Consider the following 14,101-nt stretch of genomic DNA (forward strand, 5'->3'; position numbering starts at 1 on the left):
TTGCTCAGCCGCATGCGCCGTAATTCCAACCGTCGCAATATCACCCTCAACTGAAACCCACTCATGATCCTCTGAATAATAGATTCCCATTACTATATCTCCCTAGCTCAACGCTTGTAGTTTGAAACCCATCAGGCCGCCTGCCCTTTGGTATACACTCAACGGTTCGGTCTTCTTTTTCTCACAGGAAAAGAAAAAGTTTCCTATCGTAAACACACTTTATCGTTAAAAGTGATCCTAAAAGAGTTCAACCATATATTTGCATACAACGGTATATATGCGAGGTTCAAAACTTAGTGCGAGTGGGCCAATATCAATGGTTGTTCTTCAGTCACTCCGCGATACCATTCAACGATCAGCGCGCGTTCTTCTTCGGACATATAGCTCACGTTTGCAGGGGGCATAGCCTGCGTTACACCAGCCTGAATGTAAATTTGGCGCGCCGCACGGGCAATATCCGCACGGGTATCTAAATAAACACCCCGAGGGGCCCATAAAATACCGTCCCAAAAAGGCTCTCGAGCATGACACATAGAACACCGCCCCATCACAATGCTCTCGACATCATCAAAACCCACTGCTTGCGCAAAAACCAACTCAACACCGGTTAACGGGCGGGCTTCGGCTTGTTCAATCGGATCTTGACGAAGAGGCGCCGTAGAAAGCCACATAATGACGATAAAAATGATCGTCGTCACGATCCAAGTCCATGTAGGATTGCCTTTGTTTGCGTGAAGTGAGTTAAAGTAATGCCGTATTGTGACCCCCATTAGAAAAACAAGAGAGGCAATAATCCAATTATATTCAGTCGCAAAGGCCAACGGGTAATGGTTACTCAGCATCAGAAAAATCACAGGCAAGGTCAGGTAGTTATTATGCGTTGAACGCAACTTGGCAATTTTTCCGTATTTTGCGTCAGGTGTGCGCCCAGCCTGAAGATCGGCAACCACAATGCGTTGATTGGGCATAATGATCAAAAACACATTTGCCGTCATGATCGTCGCCGTAAACGCACCCAGATGAAGCAAGGCAGCCCGGCCAGTGAAAACCTGCGTATATCCCCAAGCCATCACCACCAACAAACAAAATAACAAAAGCATCAAAACGGTTGGGTGTTCACCAAGTTTGCTTTTGCATAGGAAATCATAAACAATCCAACCAACAGTTAAGGATCCGGCCGAGATCAAAATTCCCTGCCATGCGGCCAGTTCGGCAACGTTCGGATCAATCAAGAAAAGTTCGGCACCTGCCCAATAGACGACCATCAGCAGCGCAGCACCAGACAGCCAAGTTGAATAGCTTTCCCATTTGAACCAAGTCAAATGTTCGGGCATTGCCGCAGGAGCAACCAGATATTTTCGAATGTGGTAAAATCCACCGCCGTGCACCTGCCATTCTTCGCCATGTGCCCCTTCGGGTAGATCGTCAGATTTGCGCAATCCTAAATCCAAAGCGATGAAGTAAAACGAAGATCCGATCCAAGCCATCGCCGTGATGACATGCACCCAGCGCACAGCAAACGCCAGCCATTCCCAAAATACCGCTAGATCATACATCTTTGAACCCTTTTTGATTTGCCCCACGTTAACGCGCTGAGGTTTTTTCTTGTATTGTCGTAATTATCCAATCACTTTCAAATGAAATCGTAAAATGACGGGATGACATGTCTTATTTTGAAAACATCCGCACTTTTGTCAGAGTGTATGAACTGGGCTCAATGTCGGCCGCCGCGCGGGATTTACGCATTTCACCTGCCGTCGCATCCTCACGTATTTCTCAATTGGAATCTCATCTCGATGTGCGCCTTTTTGCACGCACCACCCGATCCCTTCAAGCAACGGAACAAGGCCGCACATTTTACGATGGGGCCTTGCGCGTACTGGAAGCCGTCGATGCAGCCGAAGCGGGTGTAAATGACATCACCCAAACGCCAAGAGGCACTATATTTGTCGCGGCTCCGTTAGGAATAGGCCGGCGTTTCATTGCTCCGCTTATCCCACAATTCAAAAGTCAGTATCCGTTGGTCGATGTGCGGTTGCGTCTATCGGATCGAAAAATCGATCTCACCGCAGAAGGGCTCGACGTCGTGTTCTTTCTTGGAAACCCATCGGATAGCAATTTAAAAATGCGTAAAATCGCCAACTGCGACAGAGTGATTTGCGCCGCCCCCGAATACTTGGAACGCCGAGGCATTCCAGAAACTGCGCATGATTTAGTCACAGAGAAGCACGATTGCCTTGCCCTTCGGTTTCCCGGTGCACCGGAATTTCAATGGGAATTGGTAACTGAGACCGGCCCCGAACGTTTTGCTGTCACCGGCCCCTACGAAAGTGACGACGGCGACGTTTTAACAGCCTGGGCACTTGATGGGCATGGTGTCATCCTCAAACCAAGGTTTGAGGTGGCGGAACATCTACGCTCAGGCGCATTGATTCCAGTTGCCATGACGACACCACCAGTGCCAGTACAGCTTGGATGTCTTTTTGCACATCGCCGTCATCAAGATCCCAAAACACGCCTTTTCATCGAATTTATTTATGGGAAAATGTCTCAGGCGCTAAAAGACACGCTCTAATCACACTGTTTTCAGAGCTGTTTCTTGCGCAATTGTCGTGCTTTCTTACGCTTACGGTTCCATTCTCTAAGTTTGTCATACTGTCCTTCAGACACGACCTGTTTTAAAACGTCATCCAGCTTCTTTGCTTTGCGTTTCTTTTTGCGCATTTTCTCGCTGCTCTGCGCGCCCTTTAACAGAAGTTCATCAGAGGTTTGCCCAACAATCTCTTGCGTCTTCACAACAGCCCAACTCGGGTAATTACCATACGCAGAATTATCAAAGGCACCTTCGGTGACCATCAGTTCAAAACCATTTTGCTCAACGAGCTCATTCACAACACTTTGCAAAAGAGGGCATTCTTCGTGGTAGTCATCACCAGCCAAAAGCCCTCCGATTTTGACCTTGCTCGCCCATGATCGGATCGTACGGCCACCTTCGAGACCTGTGCCCGCATAACCATCCAAATACATGAAATCGAATGTTTCGTTGGGAAACAAATCAAGAGCCTCATCAAACGACATTCTTAACAGTTTGTAACTTTTAAACAGCCCGACCTTTTGCAGCGCGATTTTATATTGTTCGGTATCATGGGTATCTCCGTACATATCGACGCCAAAAAACTGATCGAACAAACCGCTTTCAACCATTCTCGCTGAATAGTCACCTGCGGCGACACCCAACTCAATTCCGGTTAAATTGCTTTGCCCCTCTAGCAATTTTAGCAAGTCAAAACGGTCGTATCCTACAAGAGTTTTGGGGGCCATTTCATTTTCTCATTCTAGGTTGCTGGATGTGCCATTATGCACTGATGAACAGCCTTTTCAATCTATTCATTCCCAAGCCAAGGCCAAACTCTGCACCAGCGCCTTTAGTGAGAAGACCAATCATTTCGAGTGCATATGTTTTTTTCTGTTCCTCGTCGTGGCCGTCGCTTCATCGCTCCCATCATGAAAGGATCCAAAAAGAACGTCCCAAGGCATTTCTGCAGTCCCGTAATTACATTCAAAATAACGGTGGTGCAGTTGATGAAAAAAATCCCCAGTATTGAACCGCTTACGATTTTCCACGCTGATCCCTTCATATCCAGAATGAGAAACGCAAGGGTTCAATCCATTTACATAGGCGTGGAAAATAAAATGGATTGGATGTGAAGGGACAACAAAATGGATCATCAAAGTGGAAAAATATAGAAGTGCCTCAATGGGGTGCATAGAAATCCCAGCCCATGGACCAATATTGATGTTCCGATGATGTAAACTGTGCGCCAGCCGATACATCGGGGGCCAATGCAAAAATCGATGCGCCCAATAAAAATGGAAACTCGACCAAATAGGAATAATGATCAGCCAAGCAATAAACCAGATAGGGTTTTCGGAAAACGATGTCTGCGGCAAGTAAGCATTGGCCGCAGCCCAGAAGTAACAAACTTCATAGGCGCTCCAAAGTGTCAAACTTGAAGCAATCGACCAAAACATATTGTCCCAAACTTGATTTCGGAACGTAAAATGCCCGTTTTTGTCAATCTGGTCTCGTTTATCAAACTTAAGCTTTTTTTGTTGCCCAATGAAGGTAATGAACCAAAGATGTAATCCTCCGGCGACAAGGCATAGCAAGATAAAATTACGCACCCAAATCTGGAAAATCCAACCAACAGATAAGGTGCGCATCTCAGCCCAATCAGGTTGAAAAAACTGATAAACCCCCAAAGCCAATGCCAATTCAATCGTTACCGAAGTAATCGCCAACCAATAAGAGCCAACCCATTTCAACCATTTCAGAGGTTGTGGTGGCCAGTTCAGAATAGGGGAGACAGGGATTGGCGATGCAGGCTGATGGTTCCACGTCGCATTGCGCCTAGGCTTATCCATGTTTTTTTCCTTTTAGGCAAACGGGTCCGATTGACTTGGATTGGTTGACAGCCAAACCGATTTAGTCTGCATAAAACAACGCATCCCTTCCCAGCCGTTTTCGCGGCCATATCCCGATTGCTTTGTACCCCCAACCGGAGATTGCGTCGCAGCATTAAAATAGTTGTTGATATAGACCGTCCCCGCTTCGATCTGATCTGCAACTCGCATCGCGCGGGCAACGTCGTTGCTCCAGATTCCTGCAGCTAGACCATAAACCGTATCATTTGCCTTAAAGATGGCTTCGCTCTCGTCTACCCAAGATTCAGTACTGACGACCGGACCAAACACTTCGTTTTGCGCCAACTCAGAACTATTTGGCACATCTGCAAAAATGGTTGGCCCAATGTAATACCCCTTATCACGACACGATGTACGCCCGTCTAAAAGCATCTTGTGTCCAGCTTTTTCAGCGGCATTGATCCGGGCCAAAACGCTTTCGTAATGTGGTTTATTCGCCATTGGTCCGATCTGTGTCGACGCATCTAATGGATCACCCACGCAGGCCTTTTGAACGACATTTACAAGCTTCTGCGTAAACTCTTCTATGATGTCAGCGTGTATCAACAACCTAGATCCGGAAATACAGCTTTGACCTCCGGGGGGAAAAATACCACCAGCGACACCATTCACAGCCAAATCAATATCAGCATCCGGGAACACAATTTGCGGAGACTTCCCTCCGAGTTCCATTACCACTGGCTTAACTTGACGCGCAGCGGTTTCAGCTGCTGCACGCCCCCCTGCTGTACCTCCGGTAAAGCTCACCATCCGTACATCGGGGTGTTCAATCATCGGCGCTGCGGTAGTTGCCCCATATCCCGTCACCACATTGATGACTCCCGGTGGAATGTCCGCTTCGGATAGAACGTCCATTAGCTCCAAGGTAGAGCAGCTCGAATGCTCTGATGGCTTGAGAACAACTGTATTACCCGCTGCAAGACAAGGCGCAAGCTTCCAAATCAACGTGCCGAGAGGCGAGTTCCAAGGCAGAACTTGGGCTACCACACCGAAAGGTGCCCCACACCACAGCTTTGTTAGTTATATGGTGTACCTACGCGCGATCCAAAACGGTTTGGGTATTGGCATCGGATGGCGACATTTACTGCAAGAATCCCTTGAAAATGGATCGTTAGTCCAAGCGTGCTCACATGAACATGAAACTCAAAGGGGCTATTTTTGTTCAATCGCCACAACAAGCGAAAAGAAGCTTGGAACGCATCATTTCATCGATTGGATCGCGAAAACCTGACGCTTAGTCTATATTTTCACCTCGAAGTAGGCCGATATTCTCTCGGCCTACTTCGGCTCTCACAGAGCTCAAGACATGGGCGTATCTTAGCTATCCCATATAGCGCCATATGCAGGAATTCCCTGTGTCTCCATGTCGTAGACCACTTTTCTGGTTAGTTTCTGGTTTGCAATAACGATCACGGCCTCCGCCCCAGTCTCGCGCACCGCCTGCAACGCAAGTGCAGAAAGGTCAGGCTTCCCATCTTTATCCGTATCCCAGATCAACGGATCTTCTGTATGCGCCTCGATTTCATCCACCAACGCGTCACCATAGGTTTTACGCGGGCTACGTGTTGACCAGATTAAGCGGTTCGGCACATCCTTAGCAAAAAGGTGCGGTAGAATAGGCCCAATACCAGACCCGGTCCCGACATAAACAACACGTTCAAACAACACTTCAATCCGCGCGACGCCACTTGTTGTGATGCCTTTCACCCAAACTTTTTTGGGCGGATTGTCTACAAATCGTCCTGTCCAATCCCCTGCCCGGGAAATCGTTAAACGATACCCTTCTTCCGTGGGTGAAGGAATGTTTGCAAAAGAATGATACTCACCAAATGGCGTCAAACTGATTGCATTTGAACTTCCAGGAAATGGCGTATCTCCGTAATTAAACCGAACCATAACAGCGTGGTCAGAAGGTTTTTCAACATCGATATCAACACGTTTCAACGATAACCATGGCGACAAAATGGATAACGTAATGAGGCACAACATCCAAAAAGCAGGTGTTTGAAGCAACACCCCTCCCAAATCACGGGTAATTGAAATCGTCTGCGCCCAAAACAGCCCTAGCACCGTCCAACCAACAAAACGATGAATTTTCTCGAACGTGTTGTGGAATTTAGCCCGAATTGGGCCCAGCGCTGAAACAACCATCAGTACCATTAGTACAACCATCGTTGAACTCAATCCCAACGTCAGATCCGAGGGCACACCTACACCGCTTAGCCGATTGGCAACCATAGCAAACAGCAGAAAGCCAAACCATATCGTACCTGCTACGGCTCCTCCTGAATGTAACCCACCCAAATGGAACACTTTGCCAGCGCCCCAACGTATCCAAAGCGGCCAACTGACAGGAATCCGAGTTGCAAGCCAGAACAACGCATTGATAACCCTTTGCTGGCGTATCAAAATTCCCACCGACAGATTGATCAGCGCCATATCTGCAATTGATCCTAGCGCATAACGACCCTCAAAGAACCAAACGCCATCGCGTATGCCGACGAAGAAGACAATTAGGTTCAAGACTGCAACAACAAAGGCGAGCCGACGATATTCCATCAGTGCTGGATGCCGTGTGAGACGTCGAAAATTGAGACGTCTAGGCGCAGGGTTTGTCATCTCCGAAGTCATTGCGCCGCGCCCTCTGCTAGATTGTTGAAATGTTGCTGAGCCAACGTCAACAATAATCGCTTGTCCAATTTACCCCGTGGTGTACGGGGCAAGGTCTCGATTGGCAGCACAGCAGCTGGGCTACAGTAGTAAGGCAAACGCTCTGCAACTTGATGAGCAGCTTTATCTGCTGATGCGGTAGCGGGGGAAATAAAGCTGACCAATGTTCGATCATCGAATTTCAAGGTGACCGCCTGCTCGCAACAATCTGACGCTTCAAGCGCGTTAGAGACTCCATCTAGCTCCACCCGAAAACCACGAATTTTGACAAGATCGTCAACACGCCCAAAATGCTCCAACTCCCCCTCTTCGGTCCAGCGACCAAGATCCCGTGTACGAAACATCATATGTCCGGGGCGAAAAGGATCGGGGCGATATCGTTCTGCAGTAAGGCTAGGGTTGTTCAAATACCCCGCACTGACACAATCCCCCCCTGCCCACATTTCGCCTTTGTGACCGATTGGAAGTGGTTGTAAATCTTCATCCAGAATATAGACGGTGTTGTTTGGTGTTGGGCGCCCAATCGACAGATAAGATTTTTCTGGACGGTGAGGCTCAGCCGTATTGATAATCGTAGTCTCAGTTGGCCCACAAGAATTATAAAACGTGCAAAAAGACCCCCAGCTGTCTGCTAATGGACGCGGACAAGGTTCCCCTGCCACCGCAGCAACCTTGACGTTTGAACATCGACTGGCATCTAAAGAATTTAAGATCGAAGGGGTTGCAATCAAGACGTCCACTTTTTCGGCTGTCTCTTGAATTGATTTGCCCCGAATGACGAGTGTCGCACCATTAGATAACGCGCCCAATGTTTCCCATGCGGCCATATCAAAAGCGATGGATAGAATTTGCCCGACTCGCCGTCCAGGCGCCATACCTAAATCACCAGGCGCGGTCAGTAAGATATTCGCCAAATTCGCGTGGGTTACTTGCACCCCATTCGGTACACCAGTGGTCCCGGACGTAAACAGGATCATTGCGACGTCACTCGGTTTTGCAGGTGACGACCCAAACTGAACCGTTTCCATTTGCGCTGTGTCTTCCATCATATCCTGATCAATTTCGATAAGCGATTGATCAGGCGTCACGGGTACCATGTCTGAAAATTCAGAAAGCGTAAGAATAACCTTGGCCTTCGTTGCCTCTGCAATGTGTCGCAAAGATTTCGCAGGGGCCACGCCTACATGTTGTGGGACGTAAGCGGCACCCACTTTGAGTATCGCTGCGATGCCAACCACCATTTCCAAAGAGCGACGTAAATAAAGACAAACAGCATCACCACGCTTGACCCCTTGCATCACAAGACGCTGCGCCAATCTGTTAGAGGCCCGATCCAGAGCGGCATAACTCAGCGTTTTCCCTGCAGCCTCAGAGGCAATCCCTTCCGGCTGAACACGCATTTGATGTAACAGTGCATCGGTAATTGTCGCAAATCGAGGGGTCTGTGTTGGTCCCCAACCAAAGGCACGAAACCGCTCCTGGTCAAGCGCACTCAGTCTGGCCAGAGGGTCAGACTGCACCGTTTGAGGATTAGAAATCTCAGATGTTGGCTGAAATCCTTTCAAGTCGTCGATGGTAATGTTTTGCATGGCGCTTTCCATTTGTGAATTCAGGTGTTAAATTTGTAATGGGTAAATTTCCCATTTGTGAATTCACATTGATTTGACAGCTGCTCACAAAACCGTTGGGTTCATTAATTTTGTGTTAATGCTAAATCAATGAAACACCGCAACGACTGTAAACAATGACAAAACCCACTGATCCCTTTGAAGCCGCCTTAGCTGCATTACTTGGCCCGTTAGCCCAAGCTATGGTCGCCCATGGAGTCACCATTGGCACAGCGACGGAAGCATTAAAAAACGCGCTGCTTCATGCGGCTTTGGCTACATCCGAAACTACAATCAATGACAGCCGCGCCAGCCTGATGACCGGGATACACCGTAAAGATATAAAAAGGTTACGCAACCTAGACGATGGAAGCATGCTAAGACGCTCTTCTAACGCGACGGCCAGTGTGATCAGTCACTGGGCGACCGATCCGGAATTTCAGGATGATGAAGGTGAACCATTAACCCTGCGGCGTAACGAAAACAGCGCCGCTCCAAGTTTTGATAGCCTCGTTCGCAAAGCTCGCATCGACATGGCCCCCGGAACCGTTTTACGCGCATTATTAGATCAGGAAGTTGTCACCGAATTGGCAGATGGTTCATACAAGTTACTCACCCATGCCTTTCTCCCCAAAGCGGGCAGCGATGCGCAAGTAGCTGCTTACCACGCGACGTTGTCTGCCCATCTCGCGGCATCTACACACAATCTTTTGTCAGACGAAGATACGGGCAGATTTTTTGATCGCGCCGTTCGGTATTCGCATCTTTCAGAAGCGTCAGTTAACGCCTTGAACGCTACCGCGAGCAAAAAGGCACAAGAATTGCTTCAGGATATCAACGCCCTAGCCCGAGACATGCAAAAAATCGATGTAGATAAAGACGAAAACGGGAAATTTGTACTGGGGGCCTATATCCTTCCAACCCTCCCCGGATCGAAGGAAGACTAACATGTCAGCGCTCCGGATTATGTTCACCCTACTTCTGTTGACCTTCAATCATGCGGCTTTTGCCCAAGACGAAGACGATCGCGAAGGGGGTATTATTGGCACCGGAATTGTCGGCACCATCACAGAGCTGGGAAGCATCTATGTCAATGAGCAGCACATTTTCATCGATGATGCCCTAGAAGTAACTGGAGCACTAGGCCATCTGACGGCCGCTGATCTGCACCCTGGTCATGTCGTCGCGGTAACAGTCCACCCAGATGGTGCCGACTGGCGCGCGCAGAGCATTCGCCAACTCTTAACCTTGGTGGGCCCTGTTGAGGCCGTAGATGACACAGGCTTTACTGTTTTAGGGACCGAAGTTGCACTTGGCGCACTCATACCACCCCCTCACTTGGGGGATTGGGTCGCAATCAGCGGGTTATGGCAGAACCAAATTGTAATTGCATCGCGCATAGACCCGGTGCACCCAAGCTATCGTCAGGCACGTATCAGCGGGACCTATTTCGGTCCGAATGAAGAAGGCCGCAACGCGATAGGCGGCACCGCTATATTGGGCCTAGAAACACGGCACCTCCAGCCCGGTGATCTGGTTCGCGCTTTTGGACAGCCCACAGCTACAGGCATTGAGGCGACGCGCATAGAGCATCGATTGTTCGAAGACGCTATCGAGGTTGTACAAATCGAAGGGTACCTCTCTCCGCCGCAGCCTTCTGGTTTATACACCGTTCTTGGCAGCGGGTTGGTGGCTTATACAGACCGCCCTGAAATGGTCGACTCCGTGAACCGAGTAATCCTATGTGGCGAAAATGGTCAATTTGAAATGCTGCAAAGCACATCACCCGTCCCCCATGAGCGCAAGCAAGTAAGGGATCGTTTGAGGTGCGCACCCTAATCAACCTCCCTATACCAACCTGAGCAACAAACAGGCGTAAACCTAGTTGCTCCCTTTATGCTCTTTCAACGATCTCAAGCGAAGCAGTCATATGCGGATGAAACGCACAGAAATAGCTAAGCTCCATGCCCTCTGTTACGATGAGCTCAACACTTTGATCTTTCGCGAGCTCACCCGTGTCCCAACCAAATTGATCAGCCGTAGCTGTATGTGGCGCGAGATCATTATTGGTCCAACGGATCGCATCGCCAACACTAACCTGAATATGATCGGGAACAAATTTAAAACGGTTGATTTCTACGTCATGCACGATTGCCCTATTAAGGGCCGCAACCTTACGAGAATTTGAAAGGGAAACCGCAATGGCTCCCCCTCCCAACAAGACATTTCGCCGAGAGATATGCCCAGTCATCAGTTTAAACTTTCAACCATCATCTCTGCATGGCCTTCGTGAACCTTAAAAATCTCAAGGCCTTGCTGAAATAACGCTCTGACTTCTTCGTTGTCGATGTTTGGGATCATAGTACCCTCAACAAGGCCATTAACCGTCTGGTGGTACGCCAATTCATTAGCCGCATATGCCTTGTCAAATTCCGCCCCACGAAGAGCAGAAAGGTCATTGATAATCTCTTCTGCTCCAGCGCTTAGCGCCTGGCTAAAAAAATTATCCTGCGCTGTCGCTCCTAATTGTTCTAGTAGACCCAAAGCTGCTGCGTTCACTGCGGTGTGGTCTCTGATCATCGTATTAGCAAATGTATGAATGTCGGAATTCGTAGAAATAGCGAGCGCAAGATGTGCATATCGAATATCGATATTATCTGCAGTGTAAGCAACATGCGCCATTTCAAGGTCATTCAAGTCACCCAAATCCTGGGCATAGACAGAAGACACGGACATTGTAGCGATAAGAGCGATTGCAGATACGAAAGGTTTCATTTCGGTAACTCCGTTTGGGTTTCAATACACCCTTAGTACCGGCGTTAATACAGGCGAAATATGCCTCAAAAACCGGGTTTTCGTGCAGATCGTTCAAAGATGCGTACTTAACAGATACGACGTTAGAGTCCCCGTATGCTTGATCTTCTTGGTGACATCTTCATCAATTTCTCTATGTGAGGTGCGCTTTATTTCAAAACTTCGTTCACCCAGCCGTGGCGTGCGGCCCATGACCTATATTGCGGGCACGAACCGGCCCGGACAGCTTTGCCGCTTGATACAGTGTTGAAAAAGTCCGGCTATACTGGTCCGCGGTGTTAATATACGGCGGAGATACACCCCAAAGCGAAACTCAATTGATATGTGGCCATTTTTCCTTCGATCCTCACGCACGTCATATTTTGATGGATCGCCTAGCTCCCTTCATTCATCTCAATAACTACGGTGAAACCGCGGATAAATAGACGGAGGTAACTAAACGGGCTATTCGCGATGAAACAGGCGGAAATCGAATGCGGTGACTTAACTGCTCTCAAGATGCCTGAAGCGATTTTTGTCCAAGGCATCAGAGGGTTTCTCGAAAGCAACGAAGCACCTGAATGGGGATTGAGCGCTTTTCCAAACAACAATCTTCGACGTATGCTTGATGTGTTTCACATCGCTCCTAACGTAACCTGGACTGTCGAAAACATCACCGCTTATTGGTATCGAGCTGCGCCGTCTCAAGAGCGTCAAGCAATTCAATTTCTTCGAAAATTGGCATCACGAACAATTCAGGGTCGAAAAAAATTGTTGGGGGAAAACCCATGCCTATAAAAAGATCAATCAGGTCTTCATCCGTAAATGAAAATTACCGAAAGTTCTGGTTTGCAAAACCCTGTAATATTGCTCGATAGCTCATGATTTAAATATCTTTTTTTCGCACAAAATTCAATCATTACCCAAATGTTCAAAATTAAATAACTTATGCGGCACGCTAATCAATACAGATAGTCGGATCGTAATCGTTTTGAGTACAATACCTCTCGGAAAACAACCTTTGTAGCACTTAAAATTACGGTTAAGATTCAACCTTCTACGAACGCAATCAAGTTTTTGCGACACTCTAACGACTCGCAACAGATGCGATGCAACGCCTAAGTAAAACGGAGTGGTAGTGTCCCACGGACGTTTTCAACGCGAAACACTTTACGCATTGAAAATTAATAATAAAAAATGATAATTTGGAGCGGGTAGCGGGAATCGAACCCGCACGACTAGCTTGGAAGGCTAGGGCGCTACCATTACACCATACCCGCGTTAGCAACCGTATAAAACTGAATAGGGGCGAGTTGCAACCCCCTCTTTTTGCAAAATTTCACCTAAGCAACGCCTTAATTCCGCCGCATTAAAATAGCCCAATAGTCAGTACCTAATTCAGGCAATTTGCACGCAGGAGGCCATGGTTTGTCTAAGAAAGTACTAATGATTGCGCTGGCCCTCGGGCTTTCACCCCAAATCGCGGCGGCTGATGAAGGCGACGCTGTCGTTGAACATGAAGTCAACATTGTAGGCAATGATTTCATGCCTCCGTTGGTTTATTCCGAACCTGGTGATGCGTTAAGGTTTGTTAATGATGACGCCGTATCTCGGACTGTTTCAGCATCTGACAACACCTGGTCAACTGGCCCCATCGGTCCCGGTGACACTGTAATTTTGCCGATCACTGAAGGCATGACGATGTCATACATCCTTCCATACTCAGAAGACGATGCGGTCATTTTTGATGAAAATGCTCCGATTCAAATGGAAGAAGTCGACATTGATGGCTTGGTAACGTTCGAAGAAATACCAAACGAATAAATCAAAACAGTGGCTTTATTGGATCGTCATCAAATGGCTCTATCAAATCTGAACCTTCTGCTCTGTTTGAATTGACCTGTGGGTGAACACGAAAAAACCGTAAGGCATCCTCGGGCGCTGCACGCATAAGCCGTGCTGCGCCTTTCCCTTTTTCCCCGAGCCAAAGCGCGTAATCCTCTGGTTTTAGCAATACTGGCATTCTGTGAAACACGTTTGAAACAACGTCGTTTGCCGGAGTTGTCACGATGGTACAGGTCTTAATCGGATCATCAGCTCCCCACTCTTGCCATATCCCGCCCAATACCAAAGGCGCGCGATCCACACTCGAAAAATACCATGGAAGGCGCTGTCCTGCAGTGTCTTTTGTCCATTCGTAATAGCCTGTAATCGGAATGAGACATCGACGCTGGCGGCACGCTTGGCGAAATGCCGGTTTCTCCGCAAGAGTTTCTGAACGCGCATTGATCAGCAACGGCCCATCGGTTGGGCTTTGATACCAATCAGGGATAAACCCCCAGCGCATCGAAATTAATCGCCTATCGTTGCCAGAGACCACAACTGAGATCTGCGTCGTTGGACAGACGTTGTAGTTTGGCACATCTGGCAAATCATTGGCAGGCACAGCCTCAAACATCTGCGCCATTGCATCAATCGGGAGAGTATTTGCAATGCGTCCGCACATATCGTGAATTTATTTCTCAATATCCTACAAAACAAAGGGG

At 48.2% G+C, this 14,101-nt stretch carries 15 protein-coding genes, 1 tRNA gene and 1 pseudogene; 6 read left to right on the plus strand and 11 right to left on the minus strand.

The features are described 5' to 3' along the window. Together G9C99_RS17505 and G9C99_RS17510 are read right to left on the minus strand one after the other, a co-directional pair. Window positions 1–90 (minus strand): annotated as a pseudogene (locus tag G9C99_RS17505) (glycine cleavage system protein H); the annotation flags it as partial. Window positions 91–293: 203 nt separating this feature from the next. Then, window positions 294–1,556, minus strand: a complete 1,263-nt coding sequence (locus G9C99_RS17510; RefSeq protein ID WP_166418838.1) for a urate hydroxylase PuuD — start codon at window positions 1,554–1,556, stop codon at window positions 294–296. A 107-nt stretch (window positions 1,557–1,663) separates the two neighbouring features. On the opposite strand from G9C99_RS17510, the gene G9C99_RS17515 reads away from it, so the two are divergent. Beyond that, window positions 1,664–2,575 (plus strand): LysR family transcriptional regulator, encoded by a 912-nt coding sequence (locus G9C99_RS17515; RefSeq protein ID WP_166418839.1) that lies wholly within the window; start codon window positions 1,664–1,666, stop codon window positions 2,573–2,575. Between the two features lie 11 nt (window positions 2,576–2,586). On the opposite strand, the gene G9C99_RS17520 is transcribed toward G9C99_RS17515, so the two are convergent. The 5 genes from G9C99_RS17520 to G9C99_RS17540 form a co-directional block, all read right to left on the minus strand. Further along, complete coding sequence (locus G9C99_RS17520; protein WP_166418840.1) at window positions 2,587–3,321, minus strand: class I SAM-dependent methyltransferase; 735 nt, start codon at window positions 3,319–3,321, stop codon at window positions 2,587–2,589. Window positions 3,322–3,441: 120 nt separating this feature from the next. Beyond that, the gene (locus tag G9C99_RS17525; RefSeq protein WP_231704127.1) at window positions 3,442–4,302 is read right to left on the minus strand and encodes a sterol desaturase family protein; all 861 of its coding nucleotides are present in this window, start codon (window positions 4,300–4,302) and stop codon (window positions 3,442–3,444) included. A gap of 135 nt (window positions 4,303–4,437) precedes the next feature. Next, window positions 4,438–5,472 carry an aldehyde dehydrogenase family protein gene (locus tag G9C99_RS17530; RefSeq protein ID WP_166418842.1) on the minus strand — a complete coding sequence of 345 codons (1,035 nt, stop codon included), beginning with the start codon at window positions 5,470–5,472 and terminating at the stop codon, window positions 4,438–4,440. Between the two features lie 330 nt (window positions 5,473–5,802). Further along, window positions 5,803–7,116: a ferredoxin reductase domain-containing protein gene (locus tag G9C99_RS17535; RefSeq protein ID WP_166418843.1), complete on the minus strand. Its 1,314-nt coding sequence runs from the start codon at window positions 7,114–7,116 to the stop codon at window positions 5,803–5,805. After that, window positions 7,113–8,744 carry an amino acid adenylation domain-containing protein gene (locus G9C99_RS17540; RefSeq protein WP_166418844.1) on the minus strand — a complete coding sequence of 544 codons (1,632 nt, stop codon included), beginning with the start codon at window positions 8,742–8,744 and terminating at the stop codon, window positions 7,113–7,115. The genes G9C99_RS17535 and G9C99_RS17540 overlap by 4 nt, the downstream gene beginning before the upstream one ends. Window positions 8,745–8,899: 155 nt before the next feature. Here G9C99_RS17540 and G9C99_RS17545 point away from each other — a divergent pair, with 155 nt between their 5' ends. Together G9C99_RS17545 and G9C99_RS17550 are read left to right on the plus strand one after the other, a co-directional pair. Then, a complete protein-coding gene (locus G9C99_RS17545; protein ID WP_166418845.1) occupies window positions 8,900–9,709 on the plus strand; it encodes a DUF6502 family protein in 810 nt (269 codons plus the stop codon). A 1-nt stretch (window position 9,710) separates the two neighbouring features. Then, window positions 9,711–10,601: a DUF5666 domain-containing protein gene (locus G9C99_RS17550; RefSeq protein WP_166418846.1), complete on the plus strand. Its 891-nt coding sequence runs from the start codon at window positions 9,711–9,713 to the stop codon at window positions 10,599–10,601. 55 nt (window positions 10,602–10,656) lie between these two features. On the opposite strand, the gene G9C99_RS17555 is transcribed toward G9C99_RS17550, so the two are convergent. Next, entirely contained in the window at window positions 10,657–11,013 is a 357-nt protein-coding gene (locus tag G9C99_RS17555; RefSeq protein ID WP_166418847.1) for a plastocyanin/azurin family copper-binding protein, read from the minus strand. Continuing rightward, window positions 11,013–11,537 (minus strand): DUF4142 domain-containing protein, encoded by a 525-nt coding sequence (locus tag G9C99_RS17560; protein WP_166418848.1) that lies wholly within the window; start codon window positions 11,535–11,537, stop codon window positions 11,013–11,015. The genes G9C99_RS17555 and G9C99_RS17560 overlap by 1 nt, the downstream gene beginning before the upstream one ends. A 314-nt stretch (window positions 11,538–11,851) precedes the next feature. Between G9C99_RS17560 and G9C99_RS18720 the strand changes: the two genes are divergently transcribed. Both G9C99_RS18720 and G9C99_RS17570 read left to right on the plus strand, forming a co-directional pair. Then, window positions 11,852–12,001 (plus strand): cupin domain-containing protein, encoded by a 150-nt coding sequence (locus G9C99_RS18720; protein ID WP_166418849.1) that lies wholly within the window; start codon window positions 11,852–11,854, stop codon window positions 11,999–12,001. Between the two features lie 28 nt (window positions 12,002–12,029). Further along, entirely contained in the window at window positions 12,030–12,353 is a 324-nt protein-coding gene (locus G9C99_RS17570; RefSeq protein ID WP_166418850.1) for a hypothetical protein, read from the plus strand. 408 nt (window positions 12,354–12,761) lie between these two features. Here the strand turns inward: G9C99_RS17570 and G9C99_RS17575 are convergent. Then, window positions 12,762–12,835: transfer RNA gene (locus tag G9C99_RS17575), tRNA-Gly, on the minus strand. Between the two features lie 148 nt (window positions 12,836–12,983). Between G9C99_RS17575 and G9C99_RS17580 the strand changes: the two genes are divergently transcribed. Next, window positions 12,984–13,379 carry a cupredoxin domain-containing protein gene (locus G9C99_RS17580; protein ID WP_166418851.1) on the plus strand — a complete coding sequence of 132 codons (396 nt, stop codon included), beginning with the start codon at window positions 12,984–12,986 and terminating at the stop codon, window positions 13,377–13,379. A 1-nt stretch (window position 13,380) separates the two neighbouring features. Here the strand turns inward: G9C99_RS17580 and G9C99_RS17585 are convergent, their stop codons facing one another. Further along, the gene (locus G9C99_RS17585) at window positions 13,381–14,061 is read right to left on the minus strand and encodes an SOS response-associated peptidase (RefSeq protein ID WP_166418852.1); all 681 of its coding nucleotides are present in this window, start codon (window positions 14,059–14,061) and stop codon (window positions 13,381–13,383) included. Window positions 14,062–14,101 lie beyond the last annotated feature (40 nt).

The organism is Cochlodiniinecator piscidefendens, assembly GCF_011326755.1.
Taxonomy (GTDB): domain Bacteria; phylum Pseudomonadota; class Alphaproteobacteria; order Rhodobacterales; family Rhodobacteraceae; genus Cochlodiniinecator; species Cochlodiniinecator piscidefendens.

Excerpts from the sequence above, each read along its gene's own strand:
- G9C99_RS17510 (WP_166418838.1), bottom strand. The coding sequence starts at position 1,556 with ATGTATGATCTAGCGGTATTTTGGGAATGGCTGGCGTTTGCTGTGCGC.
- G9C99_RS17515 (WP_166418839.1), top strand. The coding sequence starts at position 1,664 with ATGTCTTATTTTGAAAACATCCGCACTTTTGTCAGAGTGTATGAACTG.
- G9C99_RS17520 (WP_166418840.1), bottom strand. The coding sequence starts at position 3,321 with ATGGCCCCCAAAACTCTTGTAGGATACGACCGTTTTGACTTGCTAAAA.
- G9C99_RS17535 (WP_166418843.1), bottom strand. The coding sequence starts at position 7,116 with ATGACTTCGGAGATGACAAACCCTGCGCCTAGACGTCTCAATTTTCGA.
- G9C99_RS17540 (WP_166418844.1), bottom strand. The coding sequence starts at position 8,744 with ATGCAAAACATTACCATCGACGACTTGAAAGGATTTCAGCCAACATCT.
- G9C99_RS17545 (WP_166418845.1), top strand. The coding sequence starts at position 8,900 with ATGACAAAACCCACTGATCCCTTTGAAGCCGCCTTAGCTGCATTACTT.
- G9C99_RS17550 (WP_166418846.1), top strand. The coding sequence starts at position 9,711 with ATGTCAGCGCTCCGGATTATGTTCACCCTACTTCTGTTGACCTTCAAT.
- G9C99_RS17555 (WP_166418847.1), bottom strand. The coding sequence starts at position 11,013 with ATGACTGGGCATATCTCTCGGCGAAATGTCTTGTTGGGAGGGGGAGCC.
- G9C99_RS17560 (WP_166418848.1), bottom strand. The coding sequence starts at position 11,537 with ATGAAACCTTTCGTATCTGCAATCGCTCTTATCGCTACAATGTCCGTG.
- G9C99_RS17570 (WP_166418850.1), top strand. The coding sequence starts at position 12,030 with ATGAAACAGGCGGAAATCGAATGCGGTGACTTAACTGCTCTCAAGATG.
- G9C99_RS17585 (WP_166418852.1), bottom strand. The coding sequence starts at position 14,061 with ATGTGCGGACGCATTGCAAATACTCTCCCGATTGATGCAATGGCGCAG.